The 21,687-nt window shown below is 48.7% G+C and carries 15 protein-coding genes; 3 read left to right on the top strand and 12 right to left on the bottom strand.

The genetic code is table 11. The annotated features are described in order from the left end of the window. Positions 1-57 precede the first annotated feature (57 nt). The 3 genes from DWZ56_RS10590 to DWZ56_RS10580 all read right to left on the bottom strand — a co-directional run bounded on the left by DWZ56_RS10590 (position 58) and on the right by DWZ56_RS10580 (position 3,607). Complete coding sequence (locus tag DWZ56_RS10590) at positions 58-1,680, bottom strand: ABC transporter substrate-binding protein (protein ID WP_118556606.1); 1,623 nt, start codon at positions 1,678-1,680, stop codon at positions 58-60. Positions 1,681-1,749: 69 nt separating this feature from the next. Next, positions 1,750-2,658 carry a carbohydrate ABC transporter permease gene (locus DWZ56_RS10585; RefSeq protein WP_199679578.1) on the bottom strand — a complete coding sequence of 303 codons (909 nt, stop codon included), beginning with the start codon at positions 2,656-2,658 and terminating at the stop codon, positions 1,750-1,752. Positions 2,659-2,674: 16 nt separating this feature from the next. Beyond that, positions 2,675-3,607 carry an ABC transporter permease gene (locus tag DWZ56_RS10580; RefSeq protein WP_199679577.1) on the bottom strand — a complete coding sequence of 311 codons (933 nt, stop codon included), beginning with the start codon at positions 3,605-3,607 and terminating at the stop codon, positions 2,675-2,677. Positions 3,608-3,788: 181 nt separating this feature from the next. Between DWZ56_RS10580 and DWZ56_RS10575 the strand changes: the two genes are divergently transcribed. Further along, positions 3,789-5,042: a response regulator gene (locus DWZ56_RS10575; protein ID WP_118556605.1), complete on the top strand. Its 1,254-nt coding sequence runs from the start codon at positions 3,789-3,791 to the stop codon at positions 5,040-5,042. Continuing rightward, positions 5,026-6,780: a cache domain-containing sensor histidine kinase gene (locus DWZ56_RS10570; RefSeq protein WP_118556604.1), complete on the top strand. Its 1,755-nt coding sequence runs from the start codon at positions 5,026-5,028 to the stop codon at positions 6,778-6,780. The genes DWZ56_RS10575 and DWZ56_RS10570 overlap by 17 nt, the downstream gene beginning before the upstream one ends. 8 nt (positions 6,781-6,788) lie before the next feature. Here the strand turns inward: DWZ56_RS10570 and DWZ56_RS10565 are convergent, their stop codons facing one another. The 3 genes from DWZ56_RS10565 to DWZ56_RS10555 are packed head-to-tail and all read right to left on the bottom strand — an operon-like array spanning position 6,789 to position 12,564. Further along, positions 6,789-7,451, bottom strand: a complete 663-nt coding sequence (locus DWZ56_RS10565; protein ID WP_118556603.1) for a YesL family protein — start codon at positions 7,449-7,451, stop codon at positions 6,789-6,791. Positions 7,452-7,501: 50 nt separating this feature from the next. After that, on the bottom strand, positions 7,502-8,560 hold the full coding sequence (locus DWZ56_RS10560) for an SGNH/GDSL hydrolase family protein (RefSeq protein WP_118556602.1): 1,059 nt from the start codon (positions 8,558-8,560) through the stop codon (positions 7,502-7,504). Positions 8,561-8,580: 20 nt separating this feature from the next. Further along, positions 8,581-12,564, bottom strand: coding sequence for a glycoside hydrolase family 2 protein (locus DWZ56_RS10555; protein ID WP_118556601.1), 3,984 nt, complete (start codon positions 12,562-12,564; stop codon positions 8,581-8,583). Between the two features lie 228 nt (positions 12,565-12,792). Between DWZ56_RS10555 and DWZ56_RS23450 the strand changes: the two genes are divergently transcribed. Beyond that, positions 12,793-12,981, top strand: a complete 189-nt coding sequence (locus tag DWZ56_RS23450) for a hypothetical protein (RefSeq protein ID WP_158584533.1) — start codon at positions 12,793-12,795, stop codon at positions 12,979-12,981. Positions 12,982-13,059: 78 nt separating this feature from the next. Here DWZ56_RS23450 and DWZ56_RS10545 read toward each other — a convergent pair whose 3' ends face one another. From DWZ56_RS10545 to DWZ56_RS10520, 6 genes are all read right to left on the bottom strand, one after another. Continuing rightward, positions 13,060-14,058 carry a hydroxyacid dehydrogenase gene (locus DWZ56_RS10545; protein WP_118556600.1) on the bottom strand — a complete coding sequence of 333 codons (999 nt, stop codon included), beginning with the start codon at positions 14,056-14,058 and terminating at the stop codon, positions 13,060-13,062. Positions 14,059-14,075: 17 nt separating this feature from the next. Continuing rightward, positions 14,076-16,334, bottom strand: a complete 2,259-nt coding sequence (locus DWZ56_RS10540; protein ID WP_118556599.1) for an AraC family transcriptional regulator — start codon at positions 16,332-16,334, stop codon at positions 14,076-14,078. A gap of 52 nt (positions 16,335-16,386) precedes the next feature. Continuing rightward, positions 16,387-18,204 carry a hypothetical protein gene (locus DWZ56_RS10535; RefSeq protein WP_118556598.1) on the bottom strand — a complete coding sequence of 606 codons (1,818 nt, stop codon included), beginning with the start codon at positions 18,202-18,204 and terminating at the stop codon, positions 16,387-16,389. A 22-nt stretch (positions 18,205-18,226) separates the two neighbouring features. After that, positions 18,227-19,789, bottom strand: a complete 1,563-nt coding sequence (locus tag DWZ56_RS10530; protein WP_147369413.1) for an ABC transporter substrate-binding protein — start codon at positions 19,787-19,789, stop codon at positions 18,227-18,229. 53 nt (positions 19,790-19,842) lie between these two features. After that, complete coding sequence (locus tag DWZ56_RS10525) at positions 19,843-20,565, bottom strand: carbohydrate ABC transporter permease (RefSeq protein WP_199679576.1); 723 nt, start codon at positions 20,563-20,565, stop codon at positions 19,843-19,845. A gap of 192 nt (positions 20,566-20,757) precedes the next feature. Then, complete coding sequence (locus DWZ56_RS10520; protein WP_118556595.1) at positions 20,758-21,684, bottom strand: ABC transporter permease; 927 nt, start codon at positions 21,682-21,684, stop codon at positions 20,758-20,760. Positions 21,685-21,687: the final 3 nt, after the last annotated feature.

Genomic DNA, 21,687 nt, shown 5'->3' with positions numbered 1-21,687 from the left:
TTTACATAAAACCGCGGCGGCCGTTCTTCCAAACAGCCAGCCGCGGTTCTCCGGTCATTATTTTGCCAAGAACGCGTCTACTTGAGACTGCAGTTCTGCGGCAGCCTTCTCTACTCCGGCATTCTTCATCTTATCAATGAAATCACTGTATGTACTTTCCCATCCGCTTCCCATTACGCCGTACATCAGAGGTTTGCTGTACTCTGTTACCACAGCGGTGGTCTGCTCCAGTTCCGTCTTGATTGCGTCTGTCTTAAATGTACAGCCGATCAGATCTGATTTAATATTGGAATCGGACTCATTCAGCTGTAAGGACAGTTCCACTTCATCGTCCGTGCATGCCTGGTTCAGATAAGCGTTAAACGTATTGCCGATGATCCATTTCATAGCGGCATAGGAGGTATCCACACCGCCCTGAGTTCCTGAATACTCCAGGGTCTCTATATGGTTGTCATCGATTTTTTTGTAATGAACATCTTCAATTCCATAAACCATAAGATTATACAGTTCTTTTCCTTCTTCAGAAGTCATAGCGTTAATAAAGCGTATCGCTTCTTCCGGATGCTCGCAGCTGGAGGAAATACCGTTGCCGCCCGCTCCCCATGTGTTGATGATATAGTACTGCTCTTTTGTAGGGATCGCTGTGATATCCATGCCGTACATGGTGCTGTAAATCTGTGAAACACGTTCCGAATCGCCAAACTGGTTATTGATGCAGAATACGTAGGAAACGTCATTTAACATGTTGGCTCCGTCAAAATCCTTAGAATTAATTGTGAGGATATCGGGATGAATCAGGCCCTCTTCATATTCTTTTGCAGAAAGCTCAAAAGCCTGCTTCATCTTTTCCGTAACATACTTATTAAATACGGTATTGCCGTTCGCATCTTTAATATAATCTCCGTAAATGGTATCCGTAAAATCGTTGATGCCGAATCCGCTGTAAACCATGGATCCCATCGGAGGCATGTAATGGGTTGCGCCTTCGCCTGCCTGTACATTTCTTACATACTCTTCCAGTACAGCGGCTTTCTCAGCCAGGTGGCTGTCATCCATTTTCAATGTTTCCTCAATCTTTTCGGCATCACCGTATTTCTCCAGCCATTCTGTAGGCGTTACCAGATAATTCATGTTCGACGCTCTCTGGTAATTCGGCACCATGTAAATCTGTCCGTCCACGCTGCCAAGTTCCCATAACCAGTCAGGCAGTATATCCTTCAGTCCGTCCACAGATGCAATCAGATCATCCAGCGGAACCAGGCTGCCTTTTTCCACCTCTTCCGAGAAGTCCAGATTCACCGTATTTAAAATATCGATCTGCTCGCGGGAAGACTGTGCCAGCGTAACCGCCTGCTTATATTCAGAGGCCGTATAGCATTTCAGTTCCACCGTCACATGTTCCAGCCCCGGATATGTTTTCAGTTTTTCATTCAGCGCTTCCTGCACCATCTTGGTGTCCTTCTGCTCTCCGTTGCCGCGGTACCACCATACCAGCTTGACGGGCTCTTTGGATTCGTCGCCGCCCTCCCCGGCCTGTGCCGCGGTTGAAGCCGCTGCAGTTGTTGTTTCCTTTTCAGCTGCAGTCGTAGTTTCTCCTGTGGATTTATTTCCACAGCCGGCAAGTGCAAGCGTCATGATAAACGCCATTGCAAGTGCCAATACCTTTCTTGTAAGTTTCATTGTCTTACTCTCCTTTTCATTAAATATTTGCTGCGCCTGTTGTATAAAACCGGCGATTAAGCCTGTCTATCAGCCTTTTACTCCGCCCAATGTCATGCCCTTGGCAAAGTATTTCTGGAAAAACGGGAAAACTACCAGCACCGGACCTGCCGCCAGCAGCGCCATCGCATACCGGAAGCTTTCCGAAGGGAATACCTCTCCGCCCATGAGCTGGCCGGTCTCCGCCAGCTGTTTCAAATACTCTGATTCCTTTAAGATCTTCTGCAGCAAATACTGCAGGGAATACAGTTTCGCGTCATGTATATAGAGAAGTGAGGTCATCCAGTCATTCCACTTTGCCACTAAGAAGAGGAACCCGACGGATGCTAAAACCGGTTTGCAGAGCGGCATTACAATCTTAAAACAGATGTAGAGCTCCTTTGCTCCATCCACTTTGGCAGCTTCAATCAGTTCATTCGGGAGGCTCTTATAATTTGTCCGGATAATGATCAGATTGTAGGCCGAGATCAAACCGGGCAGGATATAGATCCACATCGTATCGTTCAAGTGAAGATACTGTACATTCAATATGTAGCTGGGCACCAGTCCGCCTGAAAACAGCATGGTGAACACCACAAAAAATGTGAAGGGCTTTCTCAATTTAAAATTCGGTCTGGCCAGTGGATATGCCATTACTCCCATAACCAGCACCGACAGTGCGGTGGCAGCCAGCGTGAATATAATCGTGACTTTATAGGACTGAAGCATCTGTTCCGGGTTTCGGAACGCCAGCTTATAGGCTGCCAGGGAAAACTGGTGCGGAATCAGCGAATAGCCTTCTTTGATCACCGAGGCCTCATCTGAAAAGGAAATTGATATCACCAGTAAAAACGGGATCAGATACATCAGCACCATAACGATAAAAATCAGATGAAGAACGGCCTGTCCCCAGGATATTTTCTTTTTCCGCCTGCCGGCGGGAAGCATTTCATTTTTCATCACATTAACCTCGCTTTTAAAACATACTGTTGTCCGGGCTGATCTTGCGCACGATACCGTTTGTGGTTACAACCAGTATCAGTCCGGTCAGCGACTGGAACAGGCCCACAGCCGTAGACTTTTCCAGAGCCCCGTTCTGCAGGGCACGGAATGTATAGGTGTTGATAATGTCCGTCGTCGGATAAAGGAGCCCCACATCCTTTGTCACCTGGTAGAAAAGTCCGAAATCTCCGGAAAAGAGATGTCCGATGCCGAGGATCGTGGTGATCACCATGACCGGTACCAGATGAGGAATCACAACATGCAGGGTCTGTTTCCATTTGTTGGCTCCGTCCAGCTGTGCCGCCTCGATCAGCGATTCATCCAGCCCCATTAAGGACGCGTAATAGATGATGCTGTTCATTCCCACCGTCTGCCAGATATGTACCGCGGTCAGTATAACCGGCCAGTAGACTGGCTGCATATACCACTGCACTCCGTTTCCGCCCAGGCTTTTTATTATGGTATTAAATATTCCGTAGGAAGGATTCAGCAGCGTGTATACAATAAACGCAATAATTACCATGGACATAAATCGCGGAAGGATCACCACCGTATTGTAAAACTTAAGAGCTCTGCGGGACCTTAGATTGTAAAACATAATCGCCAGCCCGACCCCGGCGATCAGATCCAGCACCAGAAAGGTAACGCTGTAGCCCAGCGTATTGCGGATCACTCTGACCGCATCCTGTGATGTGAAGAAGAACTCAAAGTTATCCAATCCGCACCACGGACTTCCCCAGATTCCCAGAATCGGATTATATTTCTTAAATGCCATCACCACTCCCACCATGGGAACGTAATTAAAAATCAACAGCAGCAGCGCGCCTGGCAGAACCATCATTGTCAGCCAAAAGTTTTCACGGAAAACGGCGCTGTTCATCGTTTTTTTCTTTCTGACTTTCTCCATTTCTTAAAAGCCCCTTCCGTATTGATGAAACAATTATAACGGAATATTTCAGGTCTCTTCCAGTGATGTTTTGTTACATCCGGTATCGTTTCATTTCCAAGTTACGGCATCTGATTGTGAAAACGATACATTTATCATATAATAATGAAAAACGATACAAACGAAACGGGGGATACGGGATATGCGCATTATCATTGTGGATGATGAAATGATTACAAGAGTATCTTTAAAAAATTTCATACTGACAGAATTAAACGGCTATGAAATAGAGGGGACATTTTCCAACGGGAGGGAGGCGGCGGACTGGCTGAAGACCCATACTGCGGACATCGTCATCACCGATATACGCATGCCGAAGATGGACGGCCTGGAGCTGGCCCGCTTCATTCAGGAGTCCTGTCCAAACACAATGGTGATCATCATCAGCGGATACAGTGAATTTGAGTATGCCAAGCAGGCGCTCCGTTATAATGTCAGCAACTATCTGTTAAAACCCATCGATTTCGAAGAGCTTACCGCGAGCATGGACTCCTGCAGAAATGCCCTGCAGCAGCTCTATTCCATGCGCAGGGATATGGATTATTCCTCCGAAGAATACGAACTGTTTTTCATTGATCTGCTGACTAAGGCCTATTCCACCCCTGAAATGTTAGAACAGCATTTTCATAAGATGAATTTTCCGTTTACTCTGGAGAAAAGCGCGGGAGTCCTGTTAAGAATCTCCTGCACCAGGGAATCCGACCGGGACTTTCAATGGAGTTATGGGCTGGAGACGCTGCCCACAGCGCTTCTGAATATGGTCAAAATGACCTTTCCCGACACCCATGCCTATCTGGTCATGAAAACGCGCTTCCACTACGACTTCATACTGATCACCGGAGAGGAGCCGGGGCGCCTTGACACGGGCCTGCTGCTGGATCAGATTGAGCAGAATCTCCATCTCATCTGTTCCATCGACTCGGTCTACTGTTTTTCATCACTGAAAAAACTGCTGGATACCCGCAGAGGAAGCGCCGGGAGCAGTCTCCCCCTTCCGGGTTCAGGACTCAAAGCGGGAAGTAACGATGCGAATACGGATACGGTTCAGGACAGCAGTGTGATCCAAAAGGCCATCGATTTCATTGAGACGCACTATTCTATGGACCTGACCAGAGAGGACGTGGCCGACACAGTTTATCTGTCTTCCGCTTACTTCAGCAGGTATTTTAAACAGAAGACCGGCATGAGTTTTCTGAATTATCTGACCACCGTGCGCATGAAAAAAGCAGTAGAACTCCTCGGTACGCGTATGAAGGTCGGCGATATCGCCAAAGCGGTCGGTTATCAGAGCCGGAACCGCTTTTTCATAAATTTCCGGCAGTATACGTCCTACAGCCCGACTGAATACCGCCGCATTATACTGAAGATGGGGGATTTTAATGATGAAAATGCTTAAGGCGCTAAGCGCGCGCCGTTTTTTCTCAAGCCGCTACTTTTTCCGCAATTTCCTGCTGCTGTTTTTCTGTATTTTATTCCTATTCTCCATATTCGCCTTCTACATCTATCATAATTCCAGGACGATTATCGAACAGGAATCCCTGACAAGCGGCAGAAATCAGGTGGAGACGCTGAAAAATTCGGTGGATGATTTCATAAAGGACGCCCGGTATATCATGGCCATCCTGGATACGGAGGATCTGTGCAGCATTTATTTCCATTCCAGCAATCCTGAAGCTTTTTTAGACGGAATGTATTCCCGCCTTCAGGAGCAGCTGAAATCCTACAGCAGCCGCCAGAACACCATCGATTCCATCTATCTTTACTCAGGGATCCAGCAGACGGTCCTGACTTCCACGCAGCACATTCCCGTCTCCTATCTGTCCGACGATAACTGGATGGATCATCTCTCCGACAATCCGGACGGTTATATTTTATACCCACGCTGTAAGAACGGGATCTTTCCCTACCTGCTTTGTCTCATGAAGCAGATTCCCGGCAAAGAGGGAAATTCTGCCATTGTCATCAATTTGAACCTCTCCAAACTGCCGGAGCTCATGCCGACCTCCAGCAAAACACAGTCCATCTATATCGTAACGGACGATGGAGAGATCATGTACCGGGACGGTCAGAAGGAACTGTTAGAACCTCTTACGGCGGTACCCGCCCTCTCACAGTTTGACGGCAGCAGCGAGGAAGCGTTTCACCTCTTTGAAAACGGAAATAAAACCTATACCTATAACCAGATGCATTCTAAGGAATACCCTTTCAGCTACGTGATTGTTTCTGAGCTCTCGGACTATTCGCAGCGTCTCTCCTATGCCAGAGCCCTCACCGCGTCCCTGCTTTTTGTCATCCTTTTTGCAAGCATCCTGATGTCCCTGTTCTTCACCTTCCGCGCTACCAAACCGATCCGTTCCCTGATCACCATGCTCCAGTCCCCCAAGACCTCCCCTGTGGAACTGGTCAACGACCGGGATATCAAATACATCGCACAGCAGATCACTTTCTATATGCAGAGCAATAAACAGCTCTCTGACGAGCTAAACGCCCGTGTCAGTCTGCTGAACCAGACCAGGATGATGGCGCTTCAGGCCCAGATCAACCCTCATTTTCTGTTCAATACGCTCAATATGATCCATATGCTGGAATCGGAAGCCCTGGGCTACCGGCATCAGGTGCCGAAGCTGACGCTGGCCCTAAGCCGTCTGCTGCGCTATGCCATTGAATCCACGGATCTGGTTCCGCTGGAAACGGAGCTGGACTTTACGAGAAGTTATCTGGATATCCTAACCCTGCGTTATGGAAATCAACTCGGCATCTCCATCTCCGTTCAGGAAGACAGCCAGAACACGCTGGTGCCCAAGCTGTTCATTCAGCCCATCGTGGAAAACGCGGTCTTCCACGGACTGTCCAAGCAGATCACGCCGGACAGCCACATCTGGATTTCGTTTACATGTGAGGACGGGAAATGCTGCCTTTCCATACGCGACAACGGCGCAGGCATGCCGGCAAAAACCCTGGAAACGCTGCGGGAAGCGGTAACAGACTTCGATCCCGACCCCAAAGAGCACATAGGGCTGCACAACGTGGCGCTGCGCATGCACCTTCTCTATGGGGATGAATTTTCAATGCAGATCGAGAGCGCAGAAAATGAGGGGACTGTCTTCTATCTGTATTTTCCCTATAAGATCTGACATCCGGTTTACTCCATATACCACGCATCCGTTTCCGGTTCTTCACCGTCATTAAGGGCTTTTGTATAGCGTTTCCACACAGGCTCCAGCAGATAAGAAGCTGCCAGGCAGTATAGACCGGGCAAAAAGAACAGCAAAAACAGCGGTTCCGCGGCTGCCAGAACGATTGTCGCAAATAAGAGCAGCACCAGCGAGACCGTACGGATGATGTGACGTAAGGACAGGATCAGTGATTTTTCGAATATGGCAACTACGTTCATCTCAAAGCGGCTCATCATAGGAAATGCGTACAGAAATACAAGTGCCGGGATGAGCAGCTTCAGGAAAAACAGCGCGGAAAAAGCGGCGTCTCCGGCCGTCTCCAGCTTAAAAAATGCGGCAAAGAGCGGTACATCGCCCACCAGCATCATGGCGAGAAACATAAGGATCACCATCCACACTGCGGTAGCTTTCCAAAAGTTTTCTTTCATTCCATAAAAGAATTCCCGGGAAGGATAACTGCGCCCCCTCCGGATATTCTTCACCACCGCATAATACAGACCGCTGGTGGCCGCTCCGGCCGTAACCACAAATACGGAGCAGACCGCCCACAGAACACTAAGCCACACGAGATCCACAATCTTCCGTACAATGCTAAAAAATGCATTTTCCGGATTTAACAACTGATCCATACAGTTCCTCCTTATTTTTTATTCAATAGGAATTTCCCGATGCAGGCAATCTACATCACCAAAAACGCGGCAATCCGCAGGAAATGCCCGAGAGAACCTTCGTCTTTATCCCCCGACACCTTAAATTCAAGGACGTGTCTTCCTTCCTCAAGCCCCGATGCGAGCATACAGTGATTGCACCGGTCAAACCGTAGCGCATAGGTATCCCAGGATGACTTGGCCTGCATCTTCCCCCCGTCGATCCGGTATTCCATGATGCCGGAATCCGCACCGATCATCCAGTAGACGCCGATTCCTGTGCCGTCAAATTCTACTCTGCCGGCCTGTCCCGGCACATTGCTGCTGATATACCCGGTATACCGGCCGCAGAGGGAGATGGCCTCTCTGCAAAAATCCGTCTCTGCAGTTTTCACCGCATCAAGCATCCGCACATTGCCGTACCTCAAATCTCCCATGGGCGGAGGCAGTGGACGGCGGGCCAAACCGTAGATTCCCTTCAGCAGGTATTCTTTTATCGTTTCGTAGTAAACGGCGTGCCCCCTGTCATTGGGATGCACCCCATCCGGCAGATAGGTTTCAGGAGCAGCCCCTTCCCTGCGGATCTGCTCAAGCAGTTCTTCTCCCACATGGATCACAGGGATATGATAATAAGAGGCTACCTGCTCATGGATGATGACCGACTCGGGAACCTGTCCTATACGATAACACTCCTCTTCCATCTTTACGGTCGCCGTCAATACAAACACGATCTCCGTCTCAGGCAGTTTTGTCCATATTCCCCGGACAATACCTTCCATTGCATTTCTGCACTGGTTCCCATCCGTCTTATAATCATTCACGGCGAACTCCACAAATACCAGATCCGGCTTTTGGGACAGGACATCGTGCTGGAGGCGGAATACGCCAAACTCTGAGTTCGTCCCGCCGATTCCCGCGTTATGGCTCCTCCAGCGCGTATCCGGCCAGTTTTCCTCAAGCCACGCCTGTATACGGGATGCCCATCTCCTGTCCTGCGCCGATGCGCCAGCTCCTTCCGTAATGGACCCTCCCAGATAAACCACACACAGATCTTTTTCATCCGTCAGCTTTTTCTTTATTCTTTCTAACATGCTATTCTCCTTTTTGTCCTCTATTTGGGATCAATCTCATCCACAGTCAGACGGTACCACAGCCTGCCTGCCAGTGCATGTCCGCCGCCATCCGTCAGGCGCAGCCGCATCCGAAACGGCTCTTTACCCGGCTTAGCTTCCACACAGAACACATTGCTCCCGGGTTTCAGCCAGACAGTATCCCCTGCCGGTTCACCGTTACAGTAAACACGTGCGCTTCGGCTGGCATTAAGGCAGAGCCGGACTTCGGTCTTTACTTCCGTACAGACAAAACATGTCATAAACAGGGGACATCCATTCCATTGGTCCACTAAGACCCAGCCTCCGTCGCTTCTGCACTTTTCCGCCTTTTTCATCCATCCGTACAGCCCCTCACCTAAATTATTAAGGGAATATTCAGGATCGGTATAATACCTGCGCATCGCCTCCAAGTCCTGCCACGGTTCACAGGGAAGAACCATCCATTCGTTAACTGCCTGCCTCATCTCTTCCCTGGCGCGAAACGCCGCTTCGGTCCGGAAGCTCTTTCTGGCAAACGAAATATGTTCCCGATCCAGTATCCCCGTATACAGCCGCACGGATTTACCGTAACCGCCGTCCGCCGCAATCTGGCTGATCAGTATCCGTCCCCTGCCCAAATCGAACTGCCAGGCACAGCCGCCGCGCGTTTCCTCCTTCCGCCGGTTGATCTCCACCAGAGAGCGGCGGCAGTACTCCGCGGAATGTTTCTTAACGAAGGTATCTTCCCACACCGTTTTTGCGGTTCTGCGGGCGAGCATGCTGCCCTCACCGCTTTGTACGGTATACTCACACAGTTTTCTGTTTTCTACTCTTCTTGGACACATATGCACCAGATCCATGCCATAGCAGTCCGCAATGGAGATATCCCTTAAAAAGTCACCGTCAAGTGTTTCAAACTGCCAGACCGTTTCCGGAAGAATCTCTATATCCGCGCCGGCAAGCAGCGCAATGCTCTCCTCCATGCCGGGCCTTAACCCCTGAATCAGCAGATGCCCTCCGCCCGCAGCCCATTGGGAAAGCCAGGTTTCCCTCCCTTTTATCCAGGCCGCATCTGCTAACAGGCAGCCCCGCTCCGGCAGCTTCTCCGTCTGGATACCGTCTTCAAAAAGCATCTTCCAGGCCGCTTTTGTCTCATCCAGCAGACCGGGCAGGCTGCTGCCTTCCTCACAGCCGATATATAACACCTTTCTTTCCTTCTGCCGTATCTCTTCCTGTCTCATGAGCAGGTAAGCAGCCATCCGCTCCAAAAGCTGTGCGGCATAGGGAACTTTCTCATAATACTGTTCCAGTTCCAGCTGACAGAGCAGCATAGAGGATTCATCAAAGCGGTATTCCACCAGAGCCGACCACAGATCGCCGCCGTCTCCGAAATCCCCGCAGCCGCATTCCAGAGGGTAGCGTATATTGCCGGCCTCTGCTTTGCGGTACGCCCATAAAAAGTCCGGAACCGGCCCAGCCTCACTGATCTCCCCGTTCCAATAGAAAAACGCATTCCGGTCCATCCCCATAAGCAGCGGATGGCTCCGGCAGCCCTCATAGGCTCCCAGATACATCCTGCATTCCAATTCCAGGTCCCCATACGCAAACGCGTGCTGTGCCAGGCACAGGATGGGATGTCCGTCCCGGATCCATCCGTCCATCCGCTCTTCCAGCCACTCGAATCGGTCGGTCTGGTGGCTTCCGATAATGATAAGCGCTCCATCCGGCATCTGCTCCTGTTCTTCCCACAGGGTCACATTTCCAAACTGCCGTTCAAGCAGCCTGTACTCGGATCCGTTTATTCCCACATAGAGGAAAGCCGTACTCATCCGCTTATCCGTCCCTCGGAATGCCGGAAAGATCTTATAGCTTTTTTCCTTTTTTTCTACCATCTTCTCGCCGGCAAAAAGCCGCCAGCTAAGTATCATGGTCTCCGGTTCATCCCCGCCGCAGAGACAGGGCAGCACTTCCACGGTTCTGACCTCATGGCCGGCCGGATCCATGTCCAGGCAAAAGGCGGTCCGGCAGACGCTTCTTTTTTCCTGCACGCACTCCACCTCCAGGCGGAGTGATACTCTGCTTTGCACATCATGATATATATCAAAGGTTCGGATAAATGCCCTGCCCTCGTAAAAGGCCTGATCATACTCTCTTAAGATGGCCGTTACGGGGCGCATCGCCTCCGCGATCAGCGGATAGGCAGGGTTTGGCTTATACCGAGGGTATCCGTATTTCTCCAGAATCCCGTTTCCTATGGTCATAGAATACTTGCGGATCAGTTTCGGATATACTCCCCATCTGCCCTCGCGGTCCACAGGCGGAAGCGGGATATCCCGGTCCGGCATGCTGACAGCAAAATAATGCGCGATATTAAAGCTGGAGATGCCGGTCACATCCATGCGCCTCGCATATTCCAGAAACAGCTTTTCCTTCAGGGCCACCGCATGGCAGCAGACTTCCGAATCCGTATAGACTCCCATCCCCTCATACATCGAAGCGTTCTGAGGGCATAGATACCAATGGCCTCCGTGCTCCCCGATTGTCAGCGGCGTGCTGTGATCCCACTGGCTGATGGTGCCGTCAATATTATAGTGAAGGCTGGCAATTTCCGTATGTTCACCGGATATGAGGCGGTTATCCCCGTCCAGGGAGATCGGCCTGCCTGCATGATCCGCAGCATGCATCAGCGCCATCAGGCCGGGAATATGTTTTTTATATACATCCCGCCCTTCCACCCAGCGCATTTCATTTTCCAGGCTCCAGATCACCACGCTCGGATGGTTTCGATCCCGTTTTACCAGTTCCTGTACATGTCTCCTGCAGTTATCCAGAAAAACCGGACAGGAAGCGTCCATGGCTTTTCCCGATCCGTAAATGGCCGTTTCATCCACGATCAGCATGCCCATCTCATCCGCGGCATCCAGATAATATGCCGGATGCGGCTCCGCATGAAGACGGACGCTGTTCACGCCGCTCTCCCTGCAGATGCTAAACCAGTTTTCTGCATATGCCTTCGTCTGCTGCACAGCTCCCTGGAAATGCCAGGAATCCCCCCGAAGCTTTATCGGAATGCCGTTGAGATAAAACAGATCTCCCTCCGTCCAAAACTCCCTGAAGCCAAAACGCACGGTATGCACATCGTAGCGACCGTCTGCTGCGGTCAGTTTTGTCTCCCAGCAGTAAAGAAACGGATTCTCCGTATCCCAGTAAACGGCATCCTTCCATGGCCTTTTATAGTATATTTCCTTTTCAGACAGCGGATTTAGAACGATGCTCTGTTCTGCCTCCCACATGACCCGTCCGGACTTCCATTCCGATACGCGGATAGCCAGTGTTCCGCACAGAGGAGTATCCGCTTCATTTTCCACCAGTATCCTGCCCTCGATTATGCCGTTTCTCACAGACGTCGTGATTTCCACGTCTTCCACCCGCGCAAAAGGCAGCGCGCTTAGGTAAATATCCTGCCAGATCCCCCTGGCAAAGCGCCCGAACCAGTTTCCGCCGAGCCCGGTTGTCTTCCTCGCGCCGGAGGGGATCTCCACCGTATCAAACGGGCCGCATTGGACATAGAGTTCCTGTTCTTCTCCGTATCTGACCAGGGGAGTGATATCCAGACAGATCGGAAGAAACGCCTCTGAAAAGGTGCCGGCCTTTATCCGATCCAGCCATATGACCGATTTCTGAAACACGCCGTCGCATCGCAGGACGATCTTTTTCCCCTTCCATTCTTCCGGTACACGAAACGTCCGATGCAGCAGTCCGGCCTCCGCTTTTGCCCAATGCTTAGGATAGGCAAAGACATCCATCGGAGCGAAATCATACTCCGGGATATGAAATTTATCGTCAAATCCTCTCCAGGAAGAAGGCACGCATACCTTTTCCTCTTCATAGACAATGGGATCCGGCAGCTCATCCGCGGCCTCCCGGTCCAGATACGGCATAAAGTCCCACTCGCCGTTCAGGCATAAGCAGTCCCTCCGGCTGCTTTTTACTGTATCCATCATATTTGCTCCTTCCGGATTTCAATTGCCGGCGCGCATTTTAAACAGGCGCATTCCTGGCATTCTGCCTTTATTATAAAAATATATCCGCATGCGTTCCAGTGATGTTTTATGACATTTATACTCTCTTCGTATCCTCCTGCCGTACGCAGCGATACACAGACGGTCTTTCGGCACGGATGAAGTTCTTCCGGAAGTGCTGCACTATACTTATTAAGCAGTCTCTACTTTGTGAAATGTGTGCTGACAGGCGCAAAAAAATATCCGGGTTCCATCCGCAGATGGAACCCGGTCGGCCACCATATCCGCCGTCACATCCGTGCCGGACACAGGACAATGCATATGGGCAGCCAGGCGGGGGATCCCGCGCATGATATGGATGACGAATTTCAGCCCCAGCCCATGCAGACCATTACATAAAAGAATAAATTATTGATATTAAGAGGTGATTTTCTGACTCCGCACATTTACCGTACGGATTAGCCCGTGATGGTCGCTTTACCCTTTCGCTGTCATATAGGAAAGGGACTCCGCCTTCACTTCGTACTTAAGCGCCTCTCCCCGTACGAATCTTGCGATTTCTTCCACCACTGTTTTTCCGCACAAACCGTACAGGTCACTCGCAGGGCCCGCCATATGCGGCATTAAAATAGCTCGTGACAGCTTACAAAACCTTGAATTTACAGGCAGAGGTTCCGTTTGATAGACATCAAGCACCGCATAGAAACGTTCCGCCTGCAGCAAATCTGCCAGCGCCTCCTCATCCACGAGTCCTCCTCTGGCCGTATTTACAAACAGTGCATCTTTCTTTATCTTCTCCAAAAGCCTTCGGGTAATCATGCCGCCTGTTTCCTCATTCAAGCCATTGTGCAGGGAAATCACATCACAAGTTTCAAAGATTTCATCCAAAGATGCCTGCTTCACCTTCAGCCTGCTGCAGTCCTCTTCAGACAGGTGGCTGCTGTTAAGCAGAATCTCAGCATCAAACGCCTTAAGCAGCGGCAGCAGATTTCTCGCTACCGCTCCGTATCCGGTAATTCCTACACGTTTTTTCATCAGCGAATGGTTGGAAAAGGTGTCGTTCCTCCATTCTCCTGCCTTTAAATTCCTGTCCCAGAACGGAATTTGCCTTAATCCCGCCAGGATGTAAGCCATTGTGCCCTCCGCCACGCTTTTTGCAAATATCTCATTAGCACAGGTCACTTCCAGCCCTTTATCGAATGCAGACTGATCCGTATATGGCGCAACGCTTCCGCCCATATGAGCTAGAAGCTGCCTTCGTACCTGTTTGATCATGCTTCCCTTTACACCGGGCGTTCCCCATCCCGTCACAACCACATCCGTCCCGCCAAGCAACTCTCTTAGTTCCTCCTGGCTGTAATGCCTGCCTAAGCAATTCCATGTTACGGTTCCGAGACATTCCAGTTCCATTCTGTTTTCCTCTGTAAAAAAACGATCGCGGACAGGGCCCTCCGGTAACAATACCAATATATTCATTGCTCTACTCCTTCTTATTACATTTTCTGTTCATTCTCCGGTCTGTGGCGGTATTCATTGGGAGACATCCGGCACAGTTTGCGGAACACCGTGCTGAAATAACTGGTACTCGAAAATCCTGTCTTCTCCGCAATCTTCTGGACACTGTCCTGCGTCTTATCCAACAGTTCCTTCGCCATCTCTATCCGGTACTCCTGTATGTAGTTGCCGGCAGTTTTACCTGTTATCTTTTTAAACATCCTTCCGAAATATACTGCGGAAAGCTTCGCCTCCCCGGCGAGACGGTTCAGATCCAGGTCCGGATCTCCATAGCTGTCCTTAATGATCTGAACGGCATCACTGACGATCTGATTGTGCCTGGAATCCTGCGGCTTCTGATACAGCTCTGACAATTCTAAAATCGCCTGGCAAAACAGTTCTCTCGCCTCTTTCACTGTTTTGCAGTTATAAAGATCCAGGCCAGGTATCACATCATGTATACCTTCTGGCAATGGCTCTGCGCTTTTATACGAGGACAGCAAAGTTTTCAGACTCATAGCGGCATGCCTTAGAGTAAACATCACTACATTGCTCTGTCCTGCTGCCACCGCTTTGTCAATCAGTTTATCGAAACAGTTCATGCCTTCCATCCCGTCTCCCTGGCGGATAGCATTGAGCATATGTTCTTCCAATAAGGACGGATAAATATAATCCGCCTGTTGAATCTTCGCTTGGTTTACAGCCTCTATGATACTGCCAGGACCTGTGATAAAGAGCTGTTCCTGACACGATCCAGTTTTAGCATAAATCCGTTCCAGACCAAACAGATCTGCACTGTTTTCACTCACTATCACAGAAAACCAAACCTGTGTCTTCTGATGTACCTCTTCGATCATATGGCGCAGAATATAATAGTTATCTTCACTGATCAGCCCAGCATGTTCCCGGCTCACCGCCCAGACAATCTGATTAAAATCCATATCCACGAAAAAATTATCCAGTTCCAGTTCCTGCGAACAGTAAACCTCTGTTATCCTTTGCATCACCTGTCGTTTGATCTGTTCTGCCGGTTTGTCCTCCATCATCATGCGTTCGAAATCAAATACGAACAAAAACAGCAGATATTCCGCATCCATATTTATCCTGCACTCCAGCCATGACAGCTTAGTTTTAACCTCGTCCCTGTTATTACGCATATCAGTGTGCAGAAGCATTTTAAGATATTGTTGCTGCATAATCCAGGCCATGCTCTGGCGATTGCTTTTTTCAATTTCTACAAGGCTCTCCATCGCGGCCATAGGTGTTATCACCTTTCCGGGCAAAAGTGCAATGAATACGGTAAGTACTCCCACAACAATGAAGCTCACAATGAGAACAGTTATAAACATCCGGTTCGCCTGATGAAACAATCGGTCGTAGGGTTGTATGCCGACAAGTATCCAGTTCACGCTTTCCGAAGGCATAAATACCACAAACATTTTTTTGCCTTCTATACTGACAGTAAAATTACGTCGGACATCCTCACGGTCAAGCACCTGTTCCCGAATAGCCTGTATATCACCACCGCCCATATAATCATGGGGAGTAATTCCTAAAAGCTCCCCTTCCTTATTCAGCAATACGGTACAGCCGCTGCTTTCCTGTCCATTTTCCTGATTATTTGCCTGAAGATACTGCAGTATATACTCCGCATTCATATTGATCATTACAATATTGCGCTGTTCCTGATTGGCCGCTGACTTGTCATAGCAAAACACCGTATATACTTCCTTTTCGACTTGCTGATATGGCACCGGTATAGTGCGCCTGATCAGTAATCCGTCATAATCCAAAAAATCAGATACCAGATCCGCTGCTCCTACATCAAAGAACACCTCCCGTTTAAACACATTCCCGGTATGTGAAGTGTAAAATTCATTAAGCCTCGCATTATAATAATAAATCGAATGCAGATAATTATAATTTGCCAGATACATGCTAAGCTGATTAGCCGCAGCCACACTCTGTGCGAAATCCGCCCGGTCTGTGCCGACGCTGTAGGCTGTCAGAGCCGGATCAAAATAAATCTGTCTGGCCAGATACTCCATATTCCGGGTGGTCATAAGCAAATTGTGATGAGTCTGGTTTAACTGGTTTATCATGGATTTTTCAACAGTTTCCTTCTGTGCTTTGGCAAAGTATATCATCAATAAAATCACAATGAGTATGGAACAGGCCAGCAGGGACAGAGAAACAACCAGAAATCTGACGCTTTTTTGATAATCCGCCAGGTGCTCTCTTTTAGACATAATTCTCATTCTACCATCCCCCTTATATTCCGGTTATTTCCCTGCCCGATTCCAGTATACTCTATTTTCTAAACCGGTTAAACTGTTTTGAGCTCTCCAATTTATTCCACGGCTTATAGGTTCCGCTCATCCGTTCATACTCCATACAAGCCGCTGTGCAGATAAATGCTGTGGCATAGACACAGGTGATCGGAAACCATCTGCGGTAGATGACTGCGGATTGCGGGCTGGTCGCCTCCACCGCGCCTCTTTCCAGTTCATCCTCCCCTGTATACAAATTTTTAAGGCACCAGGCCAGAGCCTTCCTCGATGCTTCCAGATACCTTGTCTCTCCTGTAAAATCATAGAGTCTGGACATCAGAATGCTCCAAACCGCCGTTCCTTTATCGCTGACGCCGGCTACAGTCGCGTCTTTCTCGTTATACCTGTAATTCCAGTGTCCGTCCGGTTGTTGATTTTTAAGCATATGTTCCGCAAGCCGGACCGCCTTGGATAGATAGGCACCTTCCGGTAACACCTTAGCGCTGGAGAGCAGTCCTTCCATGGCCCAGGCGGCCGCACGGGTATGGTAGATCAGTTTCTCGGCTCGCTGTTCTCTCCTAAGCCATGCCCTGTCCCACATACCGTCACTGCGTTCCAGCTTGGCTATGTGTGCATCGATATACGTCTTTATCAACGCCTTTAATTCTTCTGTGGGTTCTTCCGCATATAATTCTGCAAGGCCTTCTGTTCCGAATCCTGATTCATCCAGTGTATGTGCGGTCCAGTCCGCTTCAAGGGAAGCATAATCCTGTGGCGGCAGGTCAAATGTATCCAGCATCCGCCCTGTAGCCGCAGCCAGCTTCTGTGCTCCGCTTAGATAGCGTCCGTCCCCGGTAGCCTGATACAGCGGCATCCATCCCCATCCGCTCAGATAGTTGCTGTCACTGCCGCAGGTAATGTATTCCAGCATTCCAGGCTCTGCAGCACGCACATCGTCACGGAAGGTTCCAAATCCATCTGTCACATGCTCTTTATTATAAACCTGAAATCTCAAAGATGTATTTCCGATTCCCCACGCATCCCTTAGCAGTCTCTCTTGTTGGTTTTGATTAAAGAAATCCTGACAGGCAGCGCTAAGAAGAGCATAGATGGAAGTTCCCCAATGCCACATCCAGGGACTTAACCGGTAAGTCCCAGCTTCCCTGTCATAAAAACTAAAGATTCCTTCATTGAAGAGACTGTGTTCCGATCGTATTACCGCTCTCTGCAGATAAGAAGAAGTTCTAATAATTGCCTCTTTCAGCTCATCTTTTGATAAGGTGCCCTTAAGAGGTTCCTGTACCTCTGCCGGGCGCCGCGAATTAACCCGCTGATCAAATATCCATTCTCTGTTTCCCGCACTATCCAGCCCATAACATCTCACCATTCCTGCCGTATTGTCCGACAAGCACTTTATAGAAGCGCGAATCATACACTGTGAAGCCGGGCGCACCCTCATCCTTTTAACAATACAGAAGGAAGCAGGACCGGCCGTTCGAGGTGTTACGTATAACATATTTTCCCACGGTTCCAGCTGCTCTCCCTTGACCGCAATACTGCGTTTTCCTGCGTAAACCGTATTATCCGTATGATAATTAAATGTATACCGGACAGGTTCGGATCCAAATTCTATCTTTCCATACATATCCGCACCAACTTCAATATCCACTACAGGAAAGAACACATCACATGCCGAATTTTCCCGTTCTTTCATCACTATTTCATAATCCGGGTCATTTTCCCCTATATCCCAATATCTTGAAATGTTCTTGTTTCTGTCACTGTGCCATTCCAACTCTACTATGTCATAATGGCGGCCTGCCTGTCCCTCGACCAGAATCATATACTTGTCTGTCATTTCTATTTCTCCAGCCTCTTTTCTATCGCTTTGTTTTCAGGAATTCATCTACCTGCCTTTGTACATCAGCAATCAACTCATCGATCCCAGCCTGCTCCATCTTCGCTGCAAACTGCGGATATACCGTATCATAATCCACCATTCCGCAGGCCAGCGTCACAAAATATTCATCCCATACAGACTTGACCGAGGCCAGCAGAGGTGACGTATCCGCCGAATCATAAGTGAATCCGATCAGCGGTGACGGCCGTGCGCTGTCATTATAGGCTTCAACCAGCTCTACATAGTTATCCGGATAATTGTCCAGTACTGACTGTACCTTAATATTTTTTACGGCTGCCAATTCCTTATAGCCGTTCATTCCGCTTTCCGTCTTAACCACTTTTCCGTCATCCGTATAGTTAAAATGTTCACCCTCTATGCCATATGCAAACAGGTCCTGCAGATATTTATCCGTAAAAATCAGTTCCATAACCATCATGGCCCGCTCTGGATTCTTACTGGAGATAGGAATCGCATGCATGCTTCCGCAAACTGTGGTGGTTGCAACCAAAGGAGGCTCGTTTGTACATGGTACTTCATACATCTCAAATCCCATATTTCCTTTTACCAAATCTGATCCATAACCGTCATAGGCGATATGTTGAAACCAGCCCACGACCTTCTGATTTTTACGGTCTCCGGAACTGTCCTGAACCGCATTGACATTAGGATCAAAATAACCTGCTTCATACCATCTTTCGGCCAGCTTAAAGATCTCCTGTCCAAATTCACTTAAGTACTGTGTGGTGACCTTTGCATTAGGGTCATCCACATTGATGCCGACGGTTGAATATTTTTCAATCCGATCAAATACGCCTGCAGTGGCATAGCTTACCAGCCAGCCCTGCGAGGCATCCACACAGATCTTGTCAGGATATTTTTCCAATATCTTATCAAACAGCGGTTCCAGGTCCATGATTGTATCCACCTGGCTCATATCATACCCTACAGAATCAACGATATCTTTATTCAAAAGCAACGTGGGCTGCATCGTGTAGGGCAAATAGCCAGGCACAGCATAAATACTGCCATTGACTGTAACCGAGTTCCACACATATTCCGGGATCGCCTCATACATGGTCGGAGCATATTGCTTCAGCAAATCATTCAGTGGAAGAAACGCCCCCTTGGAGATATTTGCGAAGGTATCGTTGCGATGGTTGCTGGTCCACATGATATCGCTCTGTTCTCCGCTGGCCAGAATAACTGAGAATTTTTGATCAATATTACTGTCATCGCCGGTAACAAATTTAAATGTGCAATTTAACTTTTCCCTCAGGTACTCGTTGATTTTCTCCTGAACCTTTTCATTGTCTTTAGATACCATCTGACTCCCATGCCATACAAGCTCCACATAATCCAGCCCAGTTTCCTCCGAATCGTTATTCGAGTCGGTGCCTTCTGTTTCTTCTGTTGTAAGCAGTGCAGTCGAATCATCGTTCGAGGGCTTTTCCGCGCTGTTCCTGCACCCCGATAGTATGCCTGTGATAAGGAATACGCACAGCAAAGCCGCCATCCAGTTTTTAATTGTTCCTCTCTTCATAATGAGATCCACCTTTCTTCTCTTGTTTTCAGTATTTTTTTGTATCACTTAATCTATCCTTTTATGCTTCCCGCCATGATCCCCTTTGCAAAAAACTTCTGGAAGAACGGAAACACCACCAGCATCGGCCCTGCCGCCAGAATACACATTGCCATACGTACTGTTTCGGACGGTATATTGGAAAAGTCAACATCCACCGCACCAGAAGCTGCCATTTCCGAAATTGCCTGTATATTGGCCATAATCCGGTATAGCAGATACTGCAGGTTGGCGAGTTTATTGCTGTCAATGTATAAAAGCGGCAGCCACCAGTCATTCCAGTATTGCAGTGCAACCAGCACACCGATCGTTGCAAACGCCGCTTTGCACAGCGGCACCGTTACCTTAAGATAAATACTGAAATTACCAGCTCCATCTATTTTAGCCGCCTCAATCAGCTCGTAGGGAATGCCTTTGAAGAATGTGCGCATGAGCAGAAGGTTCCAGGCACCAATCACATAAGGAAATATCAGCGCACCCAATGTATCCTTTAGATGCAGCACCCGTGTCACCACCATATACCCAGGAACCATCCCCCCGTTAAACAGCAGTGTAAAATATACAAGAAACCCAAAAATTCTGGCCCACCTAAAGTCGGGTCTGGCCAGTGCATATGCCATCATTGACATAAACACCAGGCTCAATACAGTTCCGGCTGCGGTTGTGGTTATCGTAACGCCATATGCTTTCGCCAGCTGCCATCCTGCAGAATCCATCACATAACGGAATGCATCCAAAGTAATTCCCCTTGGTATCAAAGAATATCCGTATTGTGAGATCATTGCCTCATCCGAAAGGGCAATGCTTATGACAGACCATATGGGCACTATGCACAGCAACGAGAACAAACACAGAATCAATAAACCTAAAACATGTTCGAAACTCCATTTCTTTTTTCTATTCCTCGCTGATCTCAAATTTTCACCCCCTTAAAACAGTGCACTGTCCGGTTCAGTCTTTTTAACGATTGTATTAGTCACCATTACGAGTAAAAAGCCAAGGAGTGACTGATACAGGCCAGCCGCCGCCCCCATGCCAATATCCCCTGTAATTTTAAGAGACCGGTATACATATGTATCAATTACATCCGTTGTCTCATAAAGAATGCCTATATTACGAGGGAGGTTGTAAAAGAGCCCGAAATCCGCATAAAATATTTTACCGACCGCCAGCAGCAACATGGTAATGATCAACGGCCTTAGCTCCGGCAGCTTCACCCAAAACAGCACCTGTCGGGGATTTGCCCCGTCCATACGCGCCGCTTCCACAATGCTGCTGTCTATGCCCAGAAGTCCGGAATAATAGATCAATGAAGTATATCCTGCATTTTTCCATACATACATTACCGGCAGAATCACAATCCAGCAGGATGCATCCATATACCATTTTACCCCTTCCATTCCGAACAGACCCAGCAGACGATTGAGCAGCCCATATTGCGGCTGCAAAAATGCATAGAGCATGAATCCCGCCACGACCCAAGACAGAAAGTGCGGAAAAAAATTTACTGTCTGAAAAAATTTCAAACCGGATTTCTTTTTCAGCCCGTCCAGTGCAAAGGCGAGCGCCAGGGAAATCATCGTATTCAGAATAATAAACGTTAGATTATAGAGAATGGTATTCCTCGTTATCCTCCACGCATCCACCGTACTGAACAAAAAACGGAAATTCTGCAGCCCGCACCAGGGACTTCCCCAGATTCCCTCTGCGATGCTATACCTTTTGAAAGCCACAACAGCCCCGAACATTGGCAGATAATTAAACAACAGTAAAAATACCAGTGCCGGCACACACATCAGGAACAGACTGAGGTTATTTCTGGTTTTACTGTCAGATATCTGTATCTTTCTAGTCATATA

It is taken from the genome of Lachnotalea sp. AF33-28 (assembly GCF_003477885.1).
In the GTDB taxonomy this organism is placed as follows: domain Bacteria; phylum Bacillota; class Clostridia; order Lachnospirales; family Lachnospiraceae; genus AF33-28.
The sequence above is the reverse complement of the archived record's forward strand: the minus strand, read 5'-3'. Positions and strand labels throughout refer to the sequence as shown.

What these genes read in the sequence shown, in the direction of transcription:
- DWZ56_RS10590 (WP_118556606.1), bottom strand. Translation starts at nt 1,680, where the DNA reads ATGAAACTTACAAGAAAGGTATTGGCACTTGCAATGGCGTTTATCATG.
- DWZ56_RS10575 (WP_118556605.1), top strand. Translation starts at nt 3,789, where the DNA reads ATGCGCATTATCATTGTGGATGATGAAATGATTACAAGAGTATCTTTA.
- DWZ56_RS10545 (WP_118556600.1), bottom strand. Translation starts at nt 14,058, where the DNA reads ATGAATATATTGGTATTGTTACCGGAGGGCCCTGTCCGCGATCGTTTT.
- DWZ56_RS10585 (WP_199679578.1), bottom strand. Translation starts at nt 2,658, where the DNA reads ATGAAAAATGAAATGCTTCCCGCCGGCAGGCGGAAAAAGAAAATATCC.
- DWZ56_RS10535 (WP_118556598.1), bottom strand. Translation starts at nt 18,204, where the DNA reads ATGACAGACAAGTATATGATTCTGGTCGAGGGACAGGCAGGCCGCCAT.
- DWZ56_RS10530 (WP_147369413.1), bottom strand. Translation starts at nt 19,789, where the DNA reads ATGAAGAGAGGAACAATTAAAAACTGGATGGCGGCTTTGCTGTGCGTA.
- DWZ56_RS10570 (WP_118556604.1), top strand. Translation starts at nt 5,026, where the DNA reads ATGATGAAAATGCTTAAGGCGCTAAGCGCGCGCCGTTTTTTCTCAAGC.
- DWZ56_RS10560 (WP_118556602.1), bottom strand. Translation starts at nt 8,560, where the DNA reads ATGTTAGAAAGAATAAAGAAAAAGCTGACGGATGAAAAAGATCTGTGT.
- DWZ56_RS10565 (WP_118556603.1), bottom strand. Translation starts at nt 7,451, where the DNA reads ATGGATCAGTTGTTAAATCCGGAAAATGCATTTTTTAGCATTGTACGG.
- DWZ56_RS10555 (WP_118556601.1), bottom strand. Translation starts at nt 12,564, where the DNA reads ATGATGGATACAGTAAAAAGCAGCCGGAGGGACTGCTTATGCCTGAAC.
- DWZ56_RS10540 (WP_118556599.1), bottom strand. Translation starts at nt 16,334, where the DNA reads ATGAGAATTATGTCTAAAAGAGAGCACCTGGCGGATTATCAAAAAAGC.
- DWZ56_RS10580 (WP_199679577.1), bottom strand. Translation starts at nt 3,607, where the DNA reads ATGGAGAAAGTCAGAAAGAAAAAAACGATGAACAGCGCCGTTTTCCGT.
- DWZ56_RS10520 (WP_118556595.1), bottom strand. Translation starts at nt 21,684, where the DNA reads ATGACTAGAAAGATACAGATATCTGACAGTAAAACCAGAAATAACCTC.